The organism is Microcoleus vaginatus FACHB-2002, assembly GCF_040004035.1.
Classification (GTDB): domain Bacteria; phylum Cyanobacteriota; class Cyanobacteriia; order Cyanobacteriales; family Microcoleaceae; genus Microcoleus; species Microcoleus vaginatus_C.
In genome coordinates this window covers 25,316-48,560 of the sequence record NZ_JAMPLN010000036.1, presented here as the reverse complement: position 1 = coordinate 48,560, position 23,245 = coordinate 25,316, and the positions used below count along the sequence as shown (strand labels likewise).

Sequence of the window (23,245 nt, the reverse complement as noted above, 5' to 3'; positions counted from 1 at the left end):
TGCTGACAAAATTAGGAGTTGGCAAGGCGACGATAAACCTCCTTTCTTTCGCGTTCTGAATCTAGATATGCCTGCCATGCTTTGGCTTCTAGTTTTTGTTGTTCTTCTTCAGTCTTTAAGGAACGGACAAATTCAAGCACTTTCAGCAGCAAGGGTTCTGGCACTTGGTCGAGTTCTTGAAGAAGTTGGTCTTTTGCGGTCATGTTTCTTTCCTCCTAATGATCGTACAACTATTTTACAACCTCGCTTGTGCCCATTCAACGATCGCCTCAGTCAGCCCATCCAAGGTATATTCCTTAGCTTCCACATCTAACTTACCCAATAAATTTTGGCAGCTTTTGGAAGTTTCCGGGCCAATGGATGCAATGCAAACGCTTTGCAACCAATCCTTAGACAAGGACAATTTTGGGCTTTGTTGTATGAGATTGCAAAAGTTATGTACGGTTTTGGAACTGGCAAATGTTATGATATTTACGGCTTGATTTTGGAGTGCGGATAGGGCGATCGGCTCGATAGTTTCGGGACAGCAAGATTGGTAAGCTGGTACTTCTATTACTTGCGCTCCTTTGGCGGTGAATTCTTTAACTAAAACTTCTCGGCCGCCGCTTTCTACTCTCGGAAATAGGATTTTGCAGTTTTGCAAGTTATCGGGGAAGTTCTCGACTAGGGAATCGGCGACAAAGTTGGGGGGAATAAAGTCTGGTTGTAGAGAGTGCGATCGCAAACTTTCTGCTGTTTTTTTCCCGACTACTGCGATTTTAATACCAAACAAGCTGCGGGCGTCTTTGCCTTTTGCTTGTAATCGTTGAAAAAAGCAGTCTACAGCGTTGTGGGAAGTGAGAATTAACCAGTGAAAGCTTGACAATTGTGCGATCGCACTGTCTAATGGTTCCCAAGTGGACGGCGGCCCAATTACCAAGGCGGGCATTTCGATAACGCGGGCTCCTTGTTGCTGGAGTCGATCGCTAAATTCAGCCGACTGAGAAACCGATCGCGTGACTAAAATGGTTTTTCCTGCTAGTGGCAATTTGCTGCTATTAATGGTGACAGGTGTATCGATCATATTTGTGGTTTCTGGCTGGATTAAATATTCGCGCAATCTAACTACTTCGCCAATTACGATCACGCAAGGCGATAGAGATTGACCGGCTGTTTGGTGTACAATGTTGGAGAGAGTGCCGAGCCAAATTTGCTGTTCGGGGCGGCCGCAATCTCGGATAATGGCGATCGGAGTTTCGGTCGATCGTCCGTGCTTTTGCAATTGCCAGATGATCTCGCTTAAATTGCGCCCTCCCATCAATATTACCAAAGTTTCTATCTGCACTAGAGCTTCCCATTCAAGAGCATCAGGTTCGTGGGCGCTCATCACGGCAAAACAGCGACTCATTACCGGATCTGTGAGAGGAATTGCTGCTAGTAAAGGTGCGGATAGGGCGGAAGAAATTCCGGGTATTACTTCAAACTCGCAGCCCGCTGTTTTTAATGCTTGAATTTCGGAACTGGAACGACCAAAAATAAACGGATCGCCACTTTTTAAGCGGATTACTTGTTTTCCTAATTGGCAATGTTCTACCAGCAAGCGGTTGATTTCTTGCTGCTGCGTGGAAGGTTTGCCGCCGCGTTTACCGACTTCGATTTTCCGACAAGTTGCTGGGATTAATTCGAGTTGCGGGATGTCGATTAGAGCGTCGTAGATTAAGACTTCGGCTTGGGATAGCAGTTTGTGCGATCGCACTGTCATCAAGTTACAATCTCCTGGCCCGGCACCGACTAGATAAACTTTCCCTTTGTCGTTTTTCACAATTCCTCCTCCGTGGTATACTTTCTCTCAGAGTAGTTGGTTATATCTCAAATATTTCACCATTCTCAAGAAGGGGCAAGATGCCCGTTCCACAAAGAGTGAATTTTCTTGTGGCGTGGACCGAAGAGCCCGCCCATAAAAAGCTTCTTGAGAATCGTGCAATATCTCAGTTATATTTAATTTTATGCAGATTATCATCATTACGGCCGCCGATGCAAATTACTTTGAATTGGTGCAAGGTACTATTTTATCGGTGCGGGAAAAACCAGAGGGTGAAAATGTGGCGATCGGCTTTTTCGATCTCGGCTGCACTCCCGAACAGTTGCAGTGGCTCAAAACAAAAGTTAATATCATTCAAAAGCCCGATTGGGACTTTGACTTTCCTGGCAGAAATGAAGCTCCCGAACATTTAAAAGGACTATTAGTTAGACCTTGTTTGCGAAAATACTTTCCCAATTTTGATATATACCTTTGGATAGATGCAGATGCTTGGGTTCAAGACTGGTCAAGTGTCGAACTGTTAGTTAAAGGCGCGGCGAAACGGGGGCTGGCAATAGTTCACGAATTAGATCGAAATTATAATTTACCTTACGGCAAACAGGCTTGGTACTGGCAATTTGTTTACCGCGATTATCAAGCAGTTTTTGGAGATGAAGTAGCCCAGCAGTTATACAGCTACCCTACCATCAATGCCGGGGTGTTTGCCCTGCACAAAACCGCGCCGCACTGGAAAATTTGGGCAGAATACTTGGAACAGGGATTGCAAAATTCCGTTTTAATGACAGATCAAGTAGCATTAAATCGGTTAGTTTACGGTACTGAAATGTTCGACAAAACAGAGATACTTCCAGCTCGCTGCAACTGGAGCTGCAACTTTGGATTGCCGATTTGGGACAAGCAAAAAGCCTGTTTTGTGGAGCCGTACTTGCCGCAGGAAAAAATTGGTATCCTGCACCTGACTGGATACAAACACGATCGAGTTAAACTAACCGCAACAGACGGAGATACAGTAGAAATTAGCCTCCGCTACCAACCCATTAAAGCGAAAAAAATGACAGCACAAGGACAGTCGCAAATCGCCAATAATACTTTATTACCTACTGGAGATTACGTCTCGCCCGGATTGAAAGTTATTCTCCCAGATGCGTACTTTCCAAACATGATTGTTGGGGATACTCAGACTTCTTCGTGGCCTTATTTGCGCCGGGAAATCAAGCACAATTGGTATGTCGATCGCCGTGCTAATTCAGTCGGATTTCTCAGCCGCGACGAAGCACACATTCTTTACAATACAGCACTGCAATTCAAAGGTAAAAAAGCCTTAGAAATCGGCTGCTGGCTGGGTTGGTCTGCTTGTCATTTAGCACTCGCCGGAGTTGAATTAGATGTTGTCGATCCGCTGTTAGAAAGAGAAGACATCAGACAAAGCGTCATCGCTTCCATTCAAGGCGCTCTCAATGCGTCGGGAGTTCAAACGACCGTCGAGCTAATACCGGGCTACAGCCCCCAAAGAGTCGAAGAATTTTCCGCTCAATTCAACCGCAAATGGTCGTTAATTTTTATTGACGGAGAACACGGAGAACCGGGGCCGTTAAATGACGCAATTGTTTGTGAAAAATTGGCGGAGGAAGATGCAATAATTTTATTTCACGACTTAGCGTCTCCCGCTGTTGCTAAAGGTTTAGATTACTTGAAAGAAAGGGGATGGAATACTGTAATTTATCAAACAATGCAAATTATGGGGGCTGCTTGGCGGGGCAAGGTCGAGCCAGTAAAACATCAACCAGACCCCAATATTTCCTGGCAGTTGCCAGCACATTTGCACGGCTACAATATTAGCAGTTTAGAGGCAATTAATTCTCAAACAGGCCGCCAAACAAATCAAAACCAACAGTCATCTTATACAAGAAATTTTTACCAATTAATCGGAGAAGGAACTCGCACTTCTGCTAGAGAAATTATTCCCCTGCTGTTAGACTTGCTGCAACCCATTTTACCTAAAAGTGTGGTGGATGTGGGCTGCGGTACGGGAAGTTGGTTAGCTGCTTTTCACAAGTTGGGAATTGCTGATTGTTTGGGAATAGATGGCGATTATGTCGATCGCACTCTTTTAGAAATTCCTTTAAATCAGTTCCAATCCGCCGATTTAAAGCAACCGCTGCAAATAAACAGAAAATTTGACTTAGCAATTTCTCTGGAAGTTGCCGAACATTTGCCGGCTACCTGTGCCGAAAACTTTGTTCATTCTCTCACTCAACTAGCACCAGTAATTTTGTTTTCAGCAGCAATACCATTTCAAGGCGGTGTCGAACACGTTAACGAACAGTGGCCACAATATTGGGCTTATTACTTTCAGCAAAATGGTTTTGCAGTCATTGATTGCTTGAGAAAAAAAATCTGGAACAATGAAAAAGTAGAGCCTTGGTACGCTCAGAATATCTTAATCTTTGTCAAACAAGAATACTTATCGAAATATCCCAGGTTAGTAAATGAGTATCAAAATACCGATTTAAATCAATTAGCGATTGTTCATCCAAAGATTTATTTTTACGGCTTACAAGCGGCTCGAAATTCTAGCGAAAATTCACATTCACACCATCCTGAAAGCGTTCAGCAAATTGCGGCTTCGCCACAGCTTGAAAGTCAACCTTTGATATCTGTGATTATTCCCTGTTACAATCAAGCTCATTTTTTGTCGCAAGCAGTAACTAGCGTTATCAATCAAACTTACAAAAATTGGGAAATAATCATTGTCAATGATGGCAGCTTAGATACTACTAGCACAGCAGCCAAAAATTTGATAGCAGCCAATCCCCAGCATCAAATTAGGCTAATAGAACAAGCTAATCAAGGGATATCAATGGCTAGAAATACTGGCATATCGGCAGCAAACGGCGAATACATAATTCCCTTAGATGCCGATGATATTTTAGCTCCAAATGCCTTGACTTGTCTTTTAGAAATTTGTCTAAAATCCAAAGTACCTTGCATAGCATTTGGTTCTTATAAACTTTTTGGCGGCCCGGAAAATCACACAATACCCAGCTATGATTTATATTCACCAAAAAAGATCAAACAATTTAATATGATTTGCACGTCTTCATTGTATCACAAATCAGTTTGGAATTTGGTCAACGGTTACAAAGCAGAGATGAAAGAAGGTTATGAGGATTGGGAATTTTGGGTTAATTGTCACAAACATAGTATTCCTTTTTTTGGGACGAGAGAAATAGTTCTTAATTATCGTCGCGTTCATGGTTCTAGGAATGAAACTGCTCAAAGTTACCATCATAAATTGGTAGCACAAGTTGTTTCTTACAATCCCGAACTATACGATGTTGAAAGTGTAAACAGTGCTAAGAAACTATTGGAATCAATTGGAAATTAATCTTTTTTATAAGGACTAAAGTCTTTACTACGAACAATTTTCCTAAATTTTCTAGTCAGGACTTTAGTGTTATCTACATATCGGCAATCACATCCAAAAAACGCTTAACCTGTTTTTCCCAAGTCCAATCCAGCATATAGTTAGCCGCCGCTAAACCGATCCGTTTTGATTCTTCGCGATTAGTATAAACTTGTTCCAAAGCCTCGACAACTTCTGCAACCTCAGACTCTCCCCAACCTTCTACACCGGAAAAAGGAGCAGTAAGTTTAACTCGTCCTTGACTCCATAAAGGATAGCAAATGTTGCTGTAAATCAAGTCTAAATGACCAGTGTTTGCTGATAAAATAGTCGGAATTCCGCAGGCCATACTTTCCATCGCGACTAAATTAGTGCCACCTTCGCAGCGGTTAGTGAAAACAGCACAGTCGGCTTCTCGCAAAATTTGTCCCGCGAGGTGATTGGGAATTAAGCCGATGTCGATAAAAGAGTCAACCGGCAAACCATTAGCCACTAACCATTGGGAAATTCCTAAACTTCCGTCGCAGTTGATATTGGGAAGTCCCGCAACGTTTCCGGTTTGTTCGATTCCTAGCATATACTGAGGCCAGAAGTTGTGCCATGTTGTTAGTAACAAAGCCTCTGGATGTTTGGCGCGAAATCGTTTGAAAGCGGCAATTACAATATCTTGACCTTTGCGATATTCCAGTTTGCCGCCGGAGAAAATGACGAAGCGATCGCCAAATAGATTAGATTTAGGTGCAGGATGGAAAATTGTTGGGTCAATTCCTTGATGTACCATCGCCACATTAGTCAAGCCACAGCTTTTCAAAACATCCGCATTCCAGTTGGAACCTGCGACAATCGCGCTATATTTTTTGGCTGTTTCTAGTGCTTCTGCTGTGATTCGCGTGTCTTCAAAAAATATGACTCCTATTTGACAAGCGCTGGTAATTTGATTGTCTACTCCAGAGGATGCTAAATTATTCCCCAAAGCGTAAAGTACGGGAAAATTACAACTGATTTGTTTGTCGGAATTTGCTCCTACTAATTCCTGAAAACTTTTTTGCTTTTCAATTACAGGTAGTAACAGGGATTTATGCAGCGGATTCATCGATTCGGAGGTGATTGATGGCGGTGCTAAAAGTGCAACTTCCCAGGCGGGCTTTTGCCGCAGTTGTAGGGTTAAATTCAGGGCGTAAATTCCCCAGCCGCTGGTTATACTGAGGGGCCAAGTAATGCCGATTCCGGTAATTTGTGCGGGAGTTTCTGGGGGTTGGATTTGAGGCTGAGCCTCTGGATTGGCGTTACCAGGCTGAGCCTGGGAACGAGTAGATTGTAGAGGTGGTGCCCCGGTGTCCGCTTTTATAGAACTAGAAATTAACTCTTCTAAGGCTGCTTTTATACGATCGCAAACTCCATCCCAATCACCGGCTTTTTGCTGCCTAAACAACCGCGCAGTGGGATACCAAGGGCTATCTTCGCGTTCCAGCATCCAGCGCCAATCGGGAACAAAAGACAGCAAAATCCAGACGGGTTTGCCCAAAGCACCGGCCAAATGCGCGACAGAAGTATCTACGCAAATTACTAAATCGAGTTGCGAAATAATTGCTGCTGTGTCGGCAAAATCGACGCAATGTTCGCTCAAATCTTCAATTTGGTGCTGCTTTAATAAAGTGCGTGAAGCGCAGCTATCCTGTAGGGAATCCCCCGCTGACAAATCTTTCTGAAGACTGTAAAAACTCACTCCCGGAACATCTACAAATTTCAGAAAATCGCTCAATTTACACGATCGCCGATGATTGTTGCGGTGCAGCGGGCCGCCTGCCCACACAATACCTACTTTTAGTTTATTGTTCGGCTGTAGGGAAAATTTAAAATCCTGTGGCGGAGCTAAATAAGGAATATTCGCCGGTATATTTTCCAAAGTCGTTCCCAGAATTCTGGGCAAACTTAGCAGCGGGGCTTGCACTTGAAAATCTATCAAATCGCTCGGCCTGACTCCTACTCGATCGACTCCTGCAATTCCTTCAAATAAACGCTTCAGCAACACATGACAAGCAACAATAATTTTGCCACCTTTTTGCTTAACTAAAGGAGCGTAGCGGATAAACTGTATCGTATCGCCAAAACCTTGTTCAGGGTGCAATAAAATTGTTTTTCCCTGCAAATCCGAGCCGTCCCAAAGTGGTTTCTCAAAAGAGCGCCGATCCAATTGTTGAGTTTGCCAGCGCGATTCGTACTCTGCAAAACCAGCATCAAAATTCCCAGTTAAAAGCAAAGCTAATGCTAGTCTCAAGCGCCAATTTGGGGAGTTGGGACGTAGTTGAATTGCCTTATTATAAAAGTCGATCGCCTCTGCGACTTGTCCCTGTTCTTCGAGGGCAGAACCCAAGTATAAGTTTGTTTCGCTCAGGTTGGGATTGGTTTCTAGCGCTTGTTTGTAGTGCGAAATAGCCTCGCCTATTTGCCCGTTTTCCTGTTTGAGATAACCTAAATAACTGTGGGCTTCGGCGTGGCTAGGTGAGGCGGCAATTACTTGTTCGTAACGAGCGGCTGCCTCTGCTTTTTTACCTTGTTTTTCTAAGGCATTTGCTATGTGAAATTGTACCTGTGCGGGCGATAAAGAAAATCGAGGCGGAGCCTCTGGATCTGCGTTACCAGGCACAGCCGGGTAACGAATAGAGATTAGGTGTTTTAAGGCTATTTTTACGCGATCCAATACTTCCTCCCAATCGCCCGGTGTTTGCTGCCGAAACAGTCGCGCCGTCGGATACCAAGGACTGTCTTCGCGTTCCAACATCCACCGCCAATCCGGCATAAAACACAGCAAAATCCATACGGGTTTACCCAAAGCACCGGCTAAGTGCGCGACAGCGGTATCCACGCAAATTACTAAATCTAGTTGCGATATCACTGCCGCCGTATCGGCAAAATCGTTCAAATTGTCGCTCAAATCTATCACGGGAATTTGAGTTAACAAACTACGATTGTCAGCAGACACTTCTTTCTGAAGACTGTAAAAACTTACACCGGGAATATCTAACAATTGCAGGAAATAGCTTAAATCGCTCGATCGCTGAAAATCCTTCAAATGTTCCGCACTTCCCGCCCACGCAATCCCAACTTTAAACTGACCATCGGAATTTAGAGAAAATTGCCAATTCGGCGGCGCAGCTAAATAAGGAACATTTGTCGGTATATTTTCTAAATTTGTTTCGAGAATATACGGCAAACTCATCAGCGGTGCTTGCACTTGGAAATTCGGCAATTCATCCATCCGAATCACCACTTGTTCAATCCCAGGAATCTGCTTAAATAAACGCTTCAGTTCGTGATAGCAAGAAAGGATTACTTTGCCGCCTTTTTGCTGCACAATTGCGGCGTATCGCACAAATTGAATGGCATCGCCCAAACCTTGTTCGGAGCGGAGCAAAATAGTTTGCCCATTCAAATCTGAACCGTCCCAAACTGGTTGGTTAAAATTCAACCGTGGCAATTTTTTCGCCTGTTCTGTTTGCCACCGCCACTCGTATTCTGCTAAACCGCGCGACCAGTCACCAGTCAACAGCAAGACTAAGCTTAAATTGAAGTGAGCTTTAACACAATTTCCATCAAGTTCGATAGCTTTCCTGTAACACCAAATTGCTCGATTTACGTCTCCTAATTGTTCAACAGCACTGCCTAAATTAGTAAGAGATTCTAGATAATTAGGGTTCAAAGATATGGCTCGTTCCAAGCTCGAAATTGCCTGTTCTATTTTTCCCGCCCCCAAGCATAACGTTCCCAGGTGATAGTGCCCTGTAGGATTGTTTGGTTCTACTCCAATTGCACGCTCGTACAGCCGTTCAGCGTCGTCTAGCTGAGATTGTGTTTGCATCGCCGCACCCAAATTTACCAGCGCAGGCACGTAATTGGAATTGACAGAAAGTGCTTGATGAAAACACGCGATCGCACTCGGCAACTCGCCCTGCTGCTGGAGTATCGCGCCGAGATTGTTGAGAGCTTTGACGTAAACGGGATTCAGGGCGATCGCCTTTTGAAAGCAAGATATAGCAGCCATTATATTGCCTTGATCTTGCAGCAAAATACCCAAGTTATTGTGAGATTGAGCGCAATTATGGTCGATTTCTATCGCGCGCTGATAATAGGCGGCAGCTTCGGCTAAATTGCCTGTTTGGTGCAGCGTTACTGCCAAATTAGTGGTAGCCTCTATCGAATTCGGCTGCAAAACCAAAGCATTTTTAAAATAAACTATCGCCTCGGAAAATCTTCCTTGCAACTTGAGAATATTGCCCTGAGTGAACTGTTTTTGAGATAGTTCAATATTAGTTTGAGTTTCTATTTGCGGTAGAGCTTTTTGATGCTGACAAATTCTTTCTCTCAGCGCCAAAGCAGCCCGAGCTAAAACTCCTTCCCAATCTCCCGCTGTTGACTGCCGAAACAGCCGCGCCGTGGGATACCAAGGACTATCTTCGCGTTGCAACATCCACCGCCAATCCGGCACAAAACAGAGCAAAATCCACACGGGTTTGCCCAAAGCACCAGCCAAGTGTGCCACACAAGTATCTACAGAAATCACTAAATCCAGAGCGGAAATTGCCGCCGCAGTATCCGCCAAGTCGTGCAAATAAGAGCTTAAATCTGTTACAGGCATTGGCTCTAACAAAGCGCGATCGTCTGCTGTCATTTCCTGTTGCAAACTGTAAAAATCTGCTCCCGGAATATCTAACAGTTTTGTCAACAAATTTAAGGGTAACGATCGCACCTTATTTTGGGAATTTTTAGGATTTCCAGACCACACAATCCCCACTTTCAAATTAGTAGTTGGATTGAGAGTAAATTCCCAACCGGGCGGCGGAGCTAAATAAGGAACTTTCGCCGGTATAGTTTCTAAAGTTGTTCCCAGAAGGTGTGGCAAACTCATTAGCTGCGCCTGAACTTGAAAATCCGGCGCATCCTCTGGATTAACTATTAGCCCATCGATTCCCGAAACTTGTGCAAACAAGCGCTGCAAGTGCGGCAAACACCAAACAATTACCCTACCGCCTTTTTGCTTGACTAAATCTGCGTAGCGGATAAACTGAATTGCATCGCCTAAACCTTGTTCCGGGCAAAGCAAAATAGTTTTTCCCTGCAAATCTTTGCCATCCCAAAGCGGCTGAATAAAGTTGTGGGAGCGGAACTGTTTTTCTTTAACTAGGAGCCGCCATTCGTACTCGTAAAAACCGCGCTGAAAGTCTCCCGCCAGCAGCAACGCTAAACCTAAATTTAGGTGAGATTCAGGATGGCCGACATTAAATTTAACTGCTTGGCTGTAGCAGGTGACAGCATCTGCAAATTGGCCGCGATCGTGCAAAGCAGTTCCCAAATTGGTGAGGGGATTGATATAACCGGGTTTGAGTTCGATCGCCCCACGGTAACAATCGATCGCCTCTGCCATTTTTCCCGATTCCTCAAAAGCTTTGCCAAGATTGTTCAAAGCTTCAGGAAAGTCGGGTTTCAGGCTCAAAGCTTGCTGATAGCAACCGATCGCATCTTCAATTTTGCCCTGTTTGTGCAGGACAATTCCCAGATTGCAGTGAGCCTGTGCGCTGGCTGGCAATTGCTGAATCGCTTGCTGGCAAACAGCTAGAGCCTCATCTAACTTGTCTTGCTGTTGCAGGGAACTCCCCAAACCGATCAGAGTTTCTGCTAAATCCGGTTGCAGTGCAGTCGATCGCTCGTAGTATGCGATCGCGCGGTCAATTTTGCCCTGTCGGATCGAGGCGTATGCTAAGTTGTGCAGGGCCTCCACATAATTTGGATCGATCGCGATCGCCCGTTCATAATTCGCGATCGCCTGTTCGTAATTCGCGCCCGCTTCCTCCCCTTGTGCCTCCAAAGCAATTCCCAAATTCAAATAAGCCACCGCGCAGTTAGGATTGACTTGAATCGCTTGCTCGTAGCAGCTTATAGCCTCCGCCACATCCCCTTGCTCTTCCCGCAACAGGCCCAAATTAATCAGCGCTTCCGCGCAATTCGGGTTCAAAGAAAGCGCCCGCTCATATTGTGCGATCGCCTCTTCAGTCTCTCCTGCTTCCGCGAGCGCGCTGCCCAAATTGCTCGCAGTTTCCGCCAAATTCCCGTCGATTGCTAGCGCTTGTCGGTAGTGCGCGATCGCCTCTGGGAGCCTGCCCGCTTGCTGTTTGACAACGCCTAAATTGCTGTGCGCGGCTGCGTAATTAGGATCGATCGCGATCGCTCGCTCATAACATTCGATCGCACCGCCCAAATCGGCTTGCTGTTGCAAATCCACCCCCAACCGAAACTCTGCATCCGCCGAATCCGACGGCACAAATGCTGCAGCAACCGCGCCTAGAGCTTCCGCCACCCGATCGAAAACATCCTCCCAGTCGCCCCGCTGATGCTGCCGGAACAGCCGCGCCGTCGGATACCAAGGACTATCTTCGCGCTCCAGCAGCCACCGCCAATCCGGCGAAAACGCCAGCAAAATCCACACTGGTTTGCCCAAAGCGCCCGCCAAATGGGCGACAGCGGTATCGACACTAATGACTAAATCCAGTTTGGCGATCGCAGCCGCAGTATCGGCCAAATCGCCAAAATACGGGCTCAAATCTACGATCGACGTTTGATTCAACAGCGCGCGATCGGCCTCGGAAACCTCTTTCTGCAAGCTGTAAAAACTTACCCCCGAAACCTCTAAAAGCGGCAGAAACTGGCTTAAACTGCACGAACGCTGCTTGTTTTTGCGGTGTTTTGGATTCCCCGCCCAGACAATGCCAACTTTCAAAGTCCGATCGGGCAGAAGCGTAAATTCAGCACCCGCAGGCGGAGATAAATAAGCAGTATTTGCCGGTATTGTTTCCAGCTTTGTACGCAGAATATACGGCAAACTCAACATCGGCGCTTGCACGTCAAATTCCGGCAGTGGCTCGCCTTTAACTATTAGCAAATCAATGCCATCAACCGTTGCAAATAAACGGTGCAATTGCGGGTAACAGCCAACAATGACCCTACCGCCTTTCTTTTTGACGATCGCAGCGTAGCGGATAAACTGAAGCGAATCGCCTAAACCTTGTTCGGCGTGCAGCAAAATAGTCTTTCCCACCAAATCAGAACCGTCCCACAGCGGTCGGTATTCTCTCGCCGAAACAGTATTATCCGGCCCCGTCAAAAAACACGAGTGACCAGTGTGAAATTCTTTGATTTGCCAGCGCCACTCGTATTCAGCGAGACCATTTTCCAAATCTCCCACCAACAGCAAAGCCAAGGATAAATTCAGGTGAGCGCTAGCGTGATTAGGACTTAAATGAATTGCTCGTCTGTAGCAGGATATCGCATCTTCTACCGCGCCTTTTTCCAGAAATGTCCTGCCTAAATTGTTGATAGCTTCCACAAAATCCGGCAGCAATTCTAGAGCTTTGTGATAATACTCCAGCGCCTCTTCTAAATTGCCCTGTTCTTGCAACACTGTTGCCAGATTGTTGTAAGCTTCCCAGCTATGCGGATGAATTTCCAGCGCTCGTCTATAAAGGTTTACAGCCTCTAAAAGTTCGCCTTTTTCTTGCAGCGCCACGGCTAAATTAATCAGGGCGGGTACGAAATCCGGTTGAGCTACAAGAGCTTGCTCGTAATGTGCGATAGCCTCTTCCACTTGACCTTGTTCCTCAAAAATCTTTGCCAAGTTGTAAGCTGTTTGAGGAATATTTGGATCGATGGCTAAAGCTTCTCGGTAATGGGGGATAGCGGCTTCCAATTCGCCATTTTCCTGCTTGAGAAAACCAAAATTAATCCGCGCTTGAACGCAATTTGGCTCAAGATATATGATGTGTTCGTAAAGGGCGATCGCCTCTTCCCGATCTCCTGTTTCCATTAAGTGTTCTGCTTGTCGCAATAAATCCTCTAAAACAACCGGGTTATCCCCACCCGTTGCGATCGCAACCGATGTCTCAATTCCCTGCGATTGCTTAGCTGCGGAGCCTTCTGCTAAGCCTTCGCTCGCCATCACAAATATTTGTTTACTCTCTTTAACCACGCTTGCATCTGTCATTGTGAGCGCCACATAATCGAGGGAAGCCGTATGATTAGCACTCATTGCGAGCGAAACGAAGTCAAGCTGCTTGTGGGCAGAATCCTCGGAATAACTAGCAGTATTGGCGATCGCAAATAAGCTCAAAGCCGCCTGTACTTCCTCAAACAATTCTTGCCAACTTTCCGGCTGACTTTGGCGGAAAAGCCTCGCAGTTGGATACCAAGGATTATCTTCACGATCCAGCAGCCAACGCCAGTCAGGAGCAAAAGAAAGCAGCACCCAAACTGGTTTTCCTAAAGCACCGGCTAAGTGCGCCACAGCCGTATCGACACTAATGACTAAATCCAGTTGAGATATAGCCGAAGCGGTATCAGCAAAGTCGTTCAAATGCGGAGTTAAATCCGGCACTAAGTGTTGGTTCAACAAAGTGCGATCGCTCTGGGACAAGTTTTTTTGTAAACTATAAAAAGCAATTCCCGGAACATCCAAAAATCGAATAAAATCGCTCAAGCTGCAAGAACGCTGATTGTCTTTCCGGCGCTGCGGACTCCCCGCCCAAACAATCCCTACCTTCAATTTTGCATCCGAAGAAAGCGCAAATTTGCACTCAGCAGGCGGATATAAATAAGGAACATTTGCCGGTATTGTTTCCAGAGTTGTCCCGACAATTCGCGGCAAGCTCATCAGCGGCGCGTGAACGTCAAATTCTGGCAAACCTTCCAAACTAACTGATAAATATTCAATACCAGCAACTGTCGCAAACAACCGCATCAGTTCTGGATAGCAAGCCACCATAACTTTAGCACCTCGGCTGCGAAGAATCGGGGCGTAGCGAATAAACTGAATAGAATCGCCAAAGCCTTGCTCGACGTGCAGTAAAATAGTTTTTCCCTGCAAATCCGAACCATCCCAAACCGGCTGTTTAAATTGCCTCGGTTGTAGTTGAGGAGTGCGCCACCGCCACTCGTATTCAGCAAAACCGCGCTGAAAATCTCCGAACAATAGCAAAGTTAAACCTAATTCCAGGTGTGCGGTGGCGTTGTCTGGCTGCAATTCCAAAGCTCGACTGTGACAAGAAAAAGCCTCTTGAAACTCTCCTAAATCGACCAAAGCGTGTCCGAGATTGTTAATAGCCTCCACGAAGTCGGGCTTTAAGTTTAATGCTTGTCGGTAGTGGCATATTGCTGCTTTTGCATTGCCTTGTTCGTGGAAAAATGCTCCTACATTGTTGTGAGCTTCGGGATTGTTTGGATCTAGTTTTACAGCTTGCTGGTAGCAGTTGAAAGCTTCGGCTAATTTACCTTGCTGCTGCAAAACTGTTCCCAAGCCCATCAGAGAATATGTCAAATTTGGATTTATTTTTAAAGCGTGGAGGTAATAAGCTATTGCCTCGTTTAATTGATTTTTTTGTTTACATAAATGTCCTAAATTGTGCGCTGTTTCGTGCAGGTTGGGGTCGAGTCGCAACGCTGTTTGGTAATATAAAATAGCCGCGTCTATTTCGCCTAATTGCTGTTTAATCCAGCCCAAATTATTGTAGGCAAGTGCGGAATTTGGCTGGATTGTGATTACTTGTTCGTAACTGGCGATCGCCCTTTGATACTCGCCTACATCCAGTAAAAGATTAGCCTTATTTAAATGTGCTTCTACAAAATCGCGGTTTTGGGCGATCGCCTTTTCGTAAAAGTCGATCGCCTCTGCAATTTTTCCCTGCTGTCTCGCCGCTATTCCCAACAAACACAGCACGTTTGCTGATTCCGGCTGCACTTCTATTATTTGCCGGTACAAATTCTCAGCGTCTAACAAACGTCCCGCTTGGTGATGTTCCCAAGCTAATTTCAAAGAGTCTTCGGCACCCAGTTTGCAGGCAGATTTCCGCGATTTTTTTTGAGAAGCCATAGTTGTCTTGGTTGTTTGGGAGTTGGCTCAGTTGTAATTGCCAGCTTTTTCTAATTTGTTAACTCTTCCTTCTTTCTTCCTTCTTCCCCCTTCCCCCTTCCTTCTTCCCCCTTCCTTCTTCCTTCTTCCTTCTTCCTTCTTCCCCCTTCCTTCTTCGGGACATCCGTTACATCCGTTACATCCGTTACATCCGTTACATCCGTTACAGAATCCGTTGCCGAACTTTCTTCTTCCCCTTCTACCCCAACAAACAAGCTGCCGGAAAAATCAGATATTCTAAGAAAAACAACTTCCAGATAAACTGATAAAATGCAGCAATTTCTATTTTATCGTCCAAATCAACTTTGGTGCTCCAAAACCACATCAAACCCAAAGCCGCCAAATGAGAAACTGCCAGAAACACTAAATTAACATTAGACAATACGATCGCTCCCGCCAAAGTCGCGCCCAAATAACAAACCGTCAACACCCAGCGAGATAAATTAAAGACGGCCGGCTTGCCCAGCTCAATCGTAAACGTAGTAATATTATATTGCTTGTCCCCTTCCATGTCGGGGATATCTTTAAAAATGGCGATCGCAAATGTAAACACCACAACAAAAACCGTCAGTACCCAAACTTCCGCAGGAATCGCAAAAGACACACTCTGCAAATTCCCGCCAGAAAAAGCGCTTTTCGCCCTTCCCAAACCCAACACCCAATTAAAGTGTAAAAATAACCCTAAATTTACGATCGCACCCCGCACCGTAAAAATGCACAGCGCCGCCCAAAAAGGAAACCGTTTCAGCCGAATTGGTGGCAGAGAATAAGCAGTCCCGATCGCCAAACTAACGCCCACGGTAGCCAGCAAAAACGGACCTTGTAAAACAGCAGTCAAAATTGCTATAATTCCCGTTGCAATTACAATTAATTCCCCGGTTTTCCGAGAAAATACTCCCGATGCGATCGGCAAATACGGCTTATTTATTTTATCAATTTCAACATCTTCTAACTGGTTCAATCCCACAATATAAATATTCCCGCAAATGCAAGCCAACCAGGCAAAAGCTAGGGGCCCAAATACAGGATTCACAAACAGCCTCGTGCTTTCGGCGATCGCGTACAAAGCCAATACACTCAAGCTAGTACCCACAATTGTGTGCGGCCGAGAAAACTCCCAAAATGCCCTCACCCAGCTTTGCGGAGCCGAGCCATTTTTATCAATCCAAGACTTGCCAATCGAATCATTGCCCATAAATCTCACACCCGCACCAAACAAATAATATTCTCTAGGGTGTGCAATGCACACCTTACTCATCCATCAAGACTCAAAAATCCTCTGATATATGCCTGTTATTTTACAGCACTAATCAGCCCAAAACGAATCAACCCGCTCTGATATCCACGGCTCATCAATCCGAGAGCAAGTGCTGCTTGAATAGTCGTCCAACCACTCGTTAGCAAACCCCAAATCGCGCTCGGAGTCAAAGCCGAATCGATCACCACATCCCAAAAAGGAGCAACAGCTTTTGACCAATCAGCGCTGCGAATAGTTGTCAAAGGCAAACTGCGAACAATTTCCTCGTATTCCGGCAAAGAAATCACATAAGGCAAAGCATAAACTCGGTAAATTTCTGCCAATTGCTTTCTCTCTTCATCAGTTAATTCTCCCGCCGTTTCTCCCACCGGGCGGTGACACCAAGTTGCCAAAATCAAAGTTCCTCCCGGCTTGAGTACGCGGCAGCATTCCTGCAAAAACTTAATTTTGTCGGGCATATGTTCGCCACTTTCGAGCGACCAAACCAAGTCGAAGGACTCGTCGGGAAAAGGCATATTCAAAGCATCGGCCACCAAAAAGTTCACATTGCTTTGAGCATGGGCAATTTTAGCGCGTTCGGTCGCTCTGTTGGCCTGTACCGGACTCAGAGTAATCCCGGTCGCTGTAACGCTAGCGCCCGTTTTGTTTAGTTCGGGCGATCGCCTACCCTCTCGATCGACCTCCCCATCCAACTTTAAATTATTTTGAGCGATCGAACTAAACTTTTCGGTCAAATACAGCGTGCTGCCGCCGATCCCGCAACCGACATCGAGAATGCGGTAAGATTCACACAGTGCCTTGTCTGACGGTACTCCAGCCCAAGCCAGCAGTTCTTCTATCAAATCTATCTGAGCCTGTCGGCGCTCTTTTTTCAAATTGCCATCCGGGCCGTAGTAACCGTGGTGCATATGTTCGCCCCACACCTGCTCCCACAAGCCGCTAGAAGCGTCGTAAAGTTGCTGAATTTGCTGGTAAAGTGTTGATGTCATCGCCGGATCGCAAGTTATTAAAGGAATTCTACCGTTATTTTCCCGCTGTTGTCATAGAATTTGGCGATTGAGTTCGATCTGTCTCCGGTCTTCGCCAGACAGAGATGTCCTGATTTCAAGCCCGATGATCTATTTGTGGGTTCCCTCTCAAACCTCAAATCTAAAATCGATTTGTGGGTTCCCTCTCAAATCTAAAATCTAAAATCTAAAATCTAAAATCGAATGACTGTCTCGCGAACCATTGCTTTGGGCTTTCTCGCTGTCATCCTCGCAGGTGCTCTCTTACTGATGATGCCTTTTTCCACAATTGATGGAACTTGGAGCGATCCAATAACAGCACTGTTTACCTCTACTTCCGCTGTCTGCGTCACGGGCTTATCGGTTGTAGATGTGGGAAAATATTACTCTTTTTGGGGGCAACTGTGCCTAGTTTTACTGGTGCAAATAGGAGGCTTGGGCTACATGACAGCCACGACTTTCTTGCTGCTGTTATTGGGCCGCCGCTTTGGCTTGAAAGACAAAGTTGCCCTGCAACAATCTCTCGACAAATCCGGGCTAGCCGGCGTAGTACAACTCGTGCAGTCAATTCTAGCAACAACGCTTTTGTTTGAATTAACAGGAGTGTTTTTGCTGATGACGGTTTTCGTCCCCCAATACGGATTTAAAGAGGGTGTGTGGTCGGCTATATTTCACAGCATTAATTCCTTTAACAACGCGGGTTTTAGCATCTATTCAGAGAATTTGATCGGCTACATTAGTTCGCCTATGGTTAACTTCACAGTCAGCGGTTTAATCATATTTGGGGGAATCGGCTATCAAGTAATTATGGAAATGTACCTGTGGCTGCGCGATCGTTTCAACAAAAGCCCTATCTGCACAGTTTTTTCCCTGAACTTCAAAGTTGTTACCACTACAACGGCTGTCCTTTTAATTTTAGGAACGCTAGCTTTTTTGGTGCTCGAATACGACAACCCAAACACTTTCGGCGCTCTAAATTTTCCTCAAAAGGTGATGGCAGCTTGGTTTCAATCTGTTACTCCCCGCACGGCGGGGTTCAATACAATTAGCATTGGCCAAATGAGCGAAGCCTCGCTATTTCTGACGATCGCGCTGATGTTTATCGGCGCCAGTCCTGGCAGCACCGGCGGCGGAATCAAAACCACAACTTTTAGGATATTGTTTTGCTGTACCACAGCAGTTCTCGAAGGCCAGGAAGATGTGGAGTGCTATCAGCGTCAAATCCCGCCCGCAATGATTCTGAAAACCATTAGCGTAGTCTTCGGTTCCCTGTTGGTCGCGTTCACGTCTGCAATTTTAATTGAGCTGACCAATCCCGAACTAAAATTTATCGAAGTGCTATTTGAAGCAGTTTCAGCTTTTGCCACGGTCGGCCTTTCCACAGGGATTACAGTCAAGATGTCAGCGCTTGGTAAGTTGATTTTGATTGCTACAATGTACATAGGTCGGGTTGGGGTGCTGCTGCTGATGAGTGCTGCATTCGGCGATCCAAAACCCAGGTCTTTTAAGTATGCTGAGGAAAGTTTGTTAGTGGGATAAAAAAATCCTGCCTACTTGCTGATAATCTAAACAATGGGTGACAACCCAAATCAACTTTTACTACTTACCTAAAAACCAAAAGGAGGCGGCGCTGTCTCTGCTAAAATTTAAACAGCAAGACGCTCAGCGCTGGATATTCAGTGAACCTGTCATCTTTAAATTTTTTTCGCACTTTGCGCGCCGACAACAAGCAGTTTGCAGTTATTGGTTTGGGACGCTTCGGCAAAGCTGTGTGTTCTACTCTGCACGGTTTGGGTTACGAAGTCCTGGGAATTGACACCGATGAAAAAAAAGTAACTCAAGCTTTGAACGATCGTATTGCTGCTCACGTTTTGCAGTTAGATTCTACTGAGCCTAGCGCTCTTCAGGAAGCTGGTATATTTGAGTTTGAAACAGTGATTGTTGCGATCGGCAATTACCTAGGAGAAAGCATTACCACCGCCCTAAATCTTAAGGAAGGCGGGGTAAGCAACGTAATCGCCAAAGCTTCTTCGGAAACTCACTTAAAACTGTTGAAAAAAGTCGGCGCAGATCATGTAGTTTTTCCCGAACGAGAAATGGGCTGCTCTTTAGCCCGCCTTCTTACAAAACCCAGCATTTTAGAACGCTTTGACCTCGACCCAGATCACAGCATTGTTGAGTTGCTCGTTCCTGAAAAGTTTGACGGTAAAACCATCTCCGATTTGGAACTCCGGCGCAGGTATGGTTTGAACTTGCTAGCAGTCGGTCGCGCCGACAACAAGTTCGAGATAAATCCCCAGCCCAGCGAACGCTTGAGAAAGGGCGAGGTGATGGTAGTAATTGGTTCTAATAAAGATATCAATCGCTTGCCAATTTAACAGCCCGCCATTTCACGCACATACAGCAACACTTCTGGACTCAGAAACCCGGTTTATTGGGTTCCAAGTGCCTAAGTCCTAAGCAAGTATTTTGGGATGTGTGAAAATTTGCGACCCCTACCAACCCGGTTTATCTTAGATAGGCCGGGTTTCTCTGTCGATCTTTATGTTCTAATTTTTAACCGAAATATCTAAATAGAATTTCACCAATCCTGGGGTTGCTTCCGCCTTTGCGAGCCCCTCTCAGAACATTGCCAGACAAATAGCGAAAATTTCAACAACGTAGCAGCACCCGATCGCGCTCCCGCAAATCCTAGGAGCGCTAGCCCTGACAATTCAGCCGACTTTCAAGATTTTTTGCAAATAAGCTTTGCCGAAAAACAGCACCGCCAAGACTAGAGCGAGTTCAACAGGCCAAGGACACACCGCCACCAACCAAATTAACGAACACATTCCAATAATTGCAGCTATGGGAGCCGGAATTCCATCTAGCGTTCTGTTGTCAGTCCCGGCCGTCACCCACCAAGCAATTAAGCAGATCGTCAACGGAATCAAGCAACTTGTGATCATGATTTTTACCCCATCAAATTTTTTACATCTGGCATCTGAGCATATTGTAACAATACATCAAAGGTTCGGAAATGCACCATTAATTACGATAAAATTTAAGGTTAGGTAATTCATACGCTGGGGTGATAAATTTTTTAAATTTTTAGCTTCTGCTCTCTCCGAAGGCAGAATTAGGCGGGCATCAAGCAGGATTTGGGGATTTTTATTTCGGCAGAAGTGCTTTTTCTTTCTACCTTGAGATGAATTGCGATGCGCTCATCTGTGCAAGTTATACTCAGGATTGCAGTCAGTTACTGTAGAGCGTGAATCAATGCTGGGAAAATTTTTTCGCAAGCCAGAATCAGAAAACAGCGATCGCGTCCCCCCGGGTCAATACCTCGCCAACGGCTTTCCTGTCCTGACCTACGGCGATACACCCTCCGTCAGCATAGAGAGTTGGGAATTTAAAGTCTGGGGATTGGCACAACCAAAAATCTTCACTTGGTCGGACTTCCAGGCTATGCCCCAAACTAACTTTACGGCGGATTTTCACTGCGTCACCCGCTGGTCAAAACTCGACGTGCAGTGGACGGGAGTCAAAGTCACAGATTTTATGAAGTATGTAGAAGTCGATCCAAAAGCTCTGCACGTCCTGGAACACTGCTACGGCGGCTACACTACCAACATTGCGATCGCCGACTTCCTCCGAGAAGAAAACTTTTTCGCCCACACCCTCTTCGGCGAACCTCTATCTGCAGACCACGGCGGCCCAATGCGGCTCGTAGTTCCCCACTTGTACGCTTGGAAAAGCGCTAAATGGATTAACGGCCTGGAGTTTACAGAAACCGAAGAACTCGGTTTTTGGGAACGCAACGGCTACCACCAGCGGGGCGAACCTTGGGCCGAGGAACGCTACAGCGGTCTTTTTTGATGCGGTCGATCGGGAGCAAGGACGGGGCCACAGCTTCTCTATACAATCTTTGTTGAGGAACAATCCGGTATTTTACCGCTTCAATCTGCGGAAATTGCATCTCCTCGATCGCATCTTTGGGATATCTCACGCCACGGGATCTATTTAATTACCAAAATACCTAGACCCAACGATCGCATTTTGTACGTAATTTACCCGATAGATAAACTACTTTAACTCCCCTACACAAGCCCCAAAAAACAAATATTCCCAGTTTCGGGTTAATAGAAACGTCCTTTAACTGTCAGTACCCACGAATATTACCGTATTTATACTTAAGTGTTTGCTGTTGAGGATTTAGACTTGATAATATAATAAAAAATTAGCATAAGCCAGATCCAAATCAGTTTGTCTGACCCGCGCTCTCATGCCCGCGGCTGCAAGGTTTCAAGCCACAATTTTTATAATTATTTAGTGGGTATTATTAGGGAGCGATCGCCCGCGAGCCGAGGCGATAGACAGCATTTGTGAAGGTTATGTAAAGGCTTGATAAAGAATATGTCAAACTTTACCTAAAGTGAACCAAATACAAAAAAGTATCGCATAATGAAATTATTAAGACTCTCGCACAAAAGGAACAGGTTATGAATACCAAACTCTTATCCGCCCTAACAGCTACCGCCGTCGCCACAGCTCTGTTTGGCGCCGGAGCTCCAGCTCAAGCCTTCTCCTTTGGTACCAACGGCATCACATTCAGCCAAGATACAAGCGTCAAGTTTAACTTCAAACAATCTCACGGAATGTACCAATCCTCTTTGGGAATCTACAGCGTGAAGGACTCGGCGGTTTCTCTAGTTAGCACCCTGTTTTCGGAAACTAAATCCTCAGACAACCAGTGGGAAAACGAATGGAAAGGAACTCTGGGCAATACAGTCGAGGGTTCTGGCTCGGCAGTATTCACATTCCTGGCTAATCAAATTTACACTTTGGGACTCGACAGCGGCTGGGGTGGCAGTGTCTACTCGACCTCAGCGTTGAACAGCGGCAGCCAGCAAGCAGTGTTTGGCCCGCAATCGCAAGTGTGGGACGCACTCGACAAAGAAACCACGAACGTCTTCCAAGCTGCCGGACAATTCACAAACGGATACGCTTCTCTGTTTAACGGAGGCACGCTAATTGGCTTCGACGATCGCGGTAACAACAACGACGCAGACTTCCAAGACTTCACAGTGAGCGCAGAAGCAGTTCCCGAACCGATGACAATGACTGGTTTGGCTCTCGGTTTGGGTGGCTTGGTTGCCGCGCGTCGCCGCCGCGCTAGCAAGACGACTTCATGATTTTGTCAACCGGAACAATCTCCTCTTTTACGTTTTACAAAAGAAAATTCAATTAGGAGGCGCGCTAATGAGAAATCGGCTCGCCTTTTGCTTGATTTGAAAAGTCAGAAGGGAGAAGTCATATCAATTCTGGTTGCACTCCTCATGATTGTTGACTGTTGACTGTTGGCTGTTGACTCGGGATCGCCAAACTCAATGATGGTTGAGTGTTGGATGTTGACTCGATTTTACACCCGACGATGAAGCGCGGATTTGATGTCAGGGTGAATTTCGGGAACGCGCAGTGTACGAGATTTAACGGATTTTACGGATGGGTGTTGAGGGAAGAAGTCAGGCGTGAAGCAAGAGGATTTTTCCCACTCTCCCACTCTCCCACTCTCTCCCTCTCCCAACTCAAAATTCAAAACTCACTCACGGTAAATTGTTCGATCGTACAAAGTCACCGCTACCGATTGAATAATTTTAATGTCCGCCCAGACGCACGCTACTTTAATCGCCACCACAACCACGGTTTTTGTCCGTCGCACCTGTGCTTGTTCCTGCAGCTTCCAATAGGGGACAATAAGATGCAAAGAATCTTGGTTAATGCCTGAAATATCAACTTCTGGAGTTGTTTGGGACAAAACGCCTTCGACTTCGGAAATAGC

The 23,245-nt window shown here is 45.8% G+C and carries 13 protein-coding genes; 5 read left to right on the top strand and 8 right to left on the bottom strand.

Features of this window, described 5'->3' with window-relative positions; all coding sequences use genetic code 11:
* Nucleotides 1–11: 11 nt before the first annotated feature.
* Both NDI35_RS23915 and cobA read right to left on the bottom strand, forming a co-directional pair.
* Nucleotides 12–203 carry a hypothetical protein gene (locus NDI35_RS23915; RefSeq protein ID WP_015177921.1) on the bottom strand — a complete coding sequence of 64 codons (192 nt, stop codon included), beginning with the start codon at nucleotides 201–203 and terminating at the stop codon, nucleotides 12–14.
* 32 nt (nucleotides 204–235) lie between these two features.
* Entirely contained in the window at nucleotides 236–1,801 is a 1,566-nt protein-coding gene (gene cobA / locus NDI35_RS23910; protein ID WP_445314889.1) for a uroporphyrinogen-III C-methyltransferase, read from the bottom strand.
* 184 nt (nucleotides 1,802–1,985) lie between these two features.
* Between cobA and NDI35_RS23905 the strand changes: the two genes are divergently transcribed.
* The gene (locus tag NDI35_RS23905; RefSeq protein ID WP_445314888.1) at nucleotides 1,986–5,189 is read left to right on the top strand and encodes a glycosyltransferase; all 3,204 of its coding nucleotides are present in this window, start codon (nucleotides 1,986–1,988) and stop codon (nucleotides 5,187–5,189) included.
* A 73-nt stretch (nucleotides 5,190–5,262) separates the two neighbouring features.
* On the opposite strand, the gene NDI35_RS23900 is transcribed toward NDI35_RS23905, so the two are convergent.
* Genes NDI35_RS23900 through NDI35_RS23885 form a run of 4 tightly spaced genes read right to left on the bottom strand, consistent with a single transcriptional unit; the run spans nucleotide 5,263 to nucleotide 17,406 of the window.
* Nucleotides 5,263–15,120, bottom strand: a complete 9,858-nt coding sequence (locus NDI35_RS23900) for a tetratricopeptide repeat protein (RefSeq protein WP_445314887.1) — start codon at nucleotides 15,118–15,120, stop codon at nucleotides 5,263–5,265.
* A 50-nt stretch (nucleotides 15,121–15,170) separates the two neighbouring features.
* The gene (locus NDI35_RS23895) at nucleotides 15,171–15,374 is read right to left on the bottom strand and encodes a hypothetical protein (RefSeq protein ID WP_445314886.1); all 204 of its coding nucleotides are present in this window, start codon (nucleotides 15,372–15,374) and stop codon (nucleotides 15,171–15,173) included.
* The gene (locus NDI35_RS23890) at nucleotides 15,359–16,417 is read right to left on the bottom strand and encodes a homogentisate phytyltransferase (protein WP_445314885.1); all 1,059 of its coding nucleotides are present in this window, start codon (nucleotides 16,415–16,417) and stop codon (nucleotides 15,359–15,361) included. The genes NDI35_RS23895 and NDI35_RS23890 overlap by 16 nt, the downstream gene beginning before the upstream one ends.
* 35 nt (nucleotides 16,418–16,452) lie before the next feature.
* Nucleotides 16,453–17,406, bottom strand: coding sequence for a methyltransferase domain-containing protein (locus NDI35_RS23885; protein ID WP_445314884.1), 954 nt, complete (start codon nucleotides 17,404–17,406; stop codon nucleotides 16,453–16,455).
* A gap of 222 nt (nucleotides 17,407–17,628) precedes the next feature.
* Between NDI35_RS23885 and NDI35_RS23880 the strand changes: the two genes are divergently transcribed.
* Together NDI35_RS23880 and NDI35_RS23875 are read left to right on the top strand one after the other, a co-directional pair.
* Nucleotides 17,629–18,963, top strand: a complete 1,335-nt coding sequence (locus NDI35_RS23880) for a TrkH family potassium uptake protein (protein ID WP_445314883.1) — start codon at nucleotides 17,629–17,631, stop codon at nucleotides 18,961–18,963.
* Nucleotides 18,964–19,103: 140 nt separating this feature from the next.
* A complete protein-coding gene (locus tag NDI35_RS23875) occupies nucleotides 19,104–19,802 on the top strand; it encodes a potassium channel family protein (RefSeq protein WP_445314882.1) in 699 nt (232 codons plus the stop codon).
* A gap of 336 nt (nucleotides 19,803–20,138) precedes the next feature.
* Here the strand turns inward: NDI35_RS23875 and NDI35_RS23870 are convergent, their stop codons facing one another.
* Complete coding sequence (locus NDI35_RS23870) at nucleotides 20,139–20,372, bottom strand: hypothetical protein (RefSeq protein WP_445314881.1); 234 nt, start codon at nucleotides 20,370–20,372, stop codon at nucleotides 20,139–20,141.
* A 310-nt stretch (nucleotides 20,373–20,682) separates the two neighbouring features.
* Between NDI35_RS23870 and NDI35_RS23865 the strand changes: the two genes are divergently transcribed.
* Nucleotides 20,683–21,282 (top strand): sulfite oxidase-like oxidoreductase, encoded by a 600-nt coding sequence (locus NDI35_RS23865; RefSeq protein WP_445314880.1) that lies wholly within the window; start codon nucleotides 20,683–20,685, stop codon nucleotides 21,280–21,282.
* A 623-nt stretch (nucleotides 21,283–21,905) separates the two neighbouring features.
* Nucleotides 21,906–22,598, top strand: a complete 693-nt coding sequence (locus NDI35_RS23860) for a PEP-CTERM sorting domain-containing protein (protein ID WP_445314879.1) — start codon at nucleotides 21,906–21,908, stop codon at nucleotides 22,596–22,598.
* Nucleotides 22,599–23,005: 407 nt separating this feature from the next.
* On the opposite strand, the gene NDI35_RS23855 is transcribed toward NDI35_RS23860, so the two are convergent.
* The gene (locus tag NDI35_RS23855; RefSeq protein ID WP_445314878.1) at nucleotides 23,006–23,221 is read right to left on the bottom strand and encodes a hypothetical protein; all 216 of its coding nucleotides are present in this window, start codon (nucleotides 23,219–23,221) and stop codon (nucleotides 23,006–23,008) included.
* Nucleotides 23,222–23,245: the final 24 nt, after the last annotated feature.

Bases quoted from the DNA above. Each gene is read 5' to 3' on its own strand.
- NDI35_RS23880 (WP_445314883.1), top strand. From the start codon at position 17,629: ATGACTGTCTCGCGAACCATTGCTTTGGGCTTTCTCGCTGTCATCCTC.
- NDI35_RS23870 (WP_445314881.1), bottom strand. From the start codon at position 20,372: ATGATCACAAGTTGCTTGATTCCGTTGACGATCTGCTTAATTGCTTGG.
- NDI35_RS23890 (WP_445314885.1), bottom strand. From the start codon at position 16,417: ATGAGTAAGGTGTGCATTGCACACCCTAGAGAATATTATTTGTTTGGT.
- NDI35_RS23915 (WP_015177921.1), bottom strand. From the start codon at position 203: ATGACCGCAAAAGACCAACTTCTTCAAGAACTCGACCAAGTGCCAGAA.
- NDI35_RS23900 (WP_445314887.1), bottom strand. From the start codon at position 15,120: ATGGCTTCTCAAAAAAAATCGCGGAAATCTGCCTGCAAACTGGGTGCC.
- NDI35_RS23905 (WP_445314888.1), top strand. From the start codon at position 1,986: ATGCAGATTATCATCATTACGGCCGCCGATGCAAATTACTTTGAATTG.
- NDI35_RS23885 (WP_445314884.1), bottom strand. From the start codon at position 17,406: ATGACATCAACACTTTACCAGCAAATTCAGCAACTTTACGACGCTTCT.
- NDI35_RS23860 (WP_445314879.1), top strand. From the start codon at position 21,906: ATGAATACCAAACTCTTATCCGCCCTAACAGCTACCGCCGTCGCCACA.
- NDI35_RS23865 (WP_445314880.1), top strand. From the start codon at position 20,683: ATGCTGGGAAAATTTTTTCGCAAGCCAGAATCAGAAAACAGCGATCGC.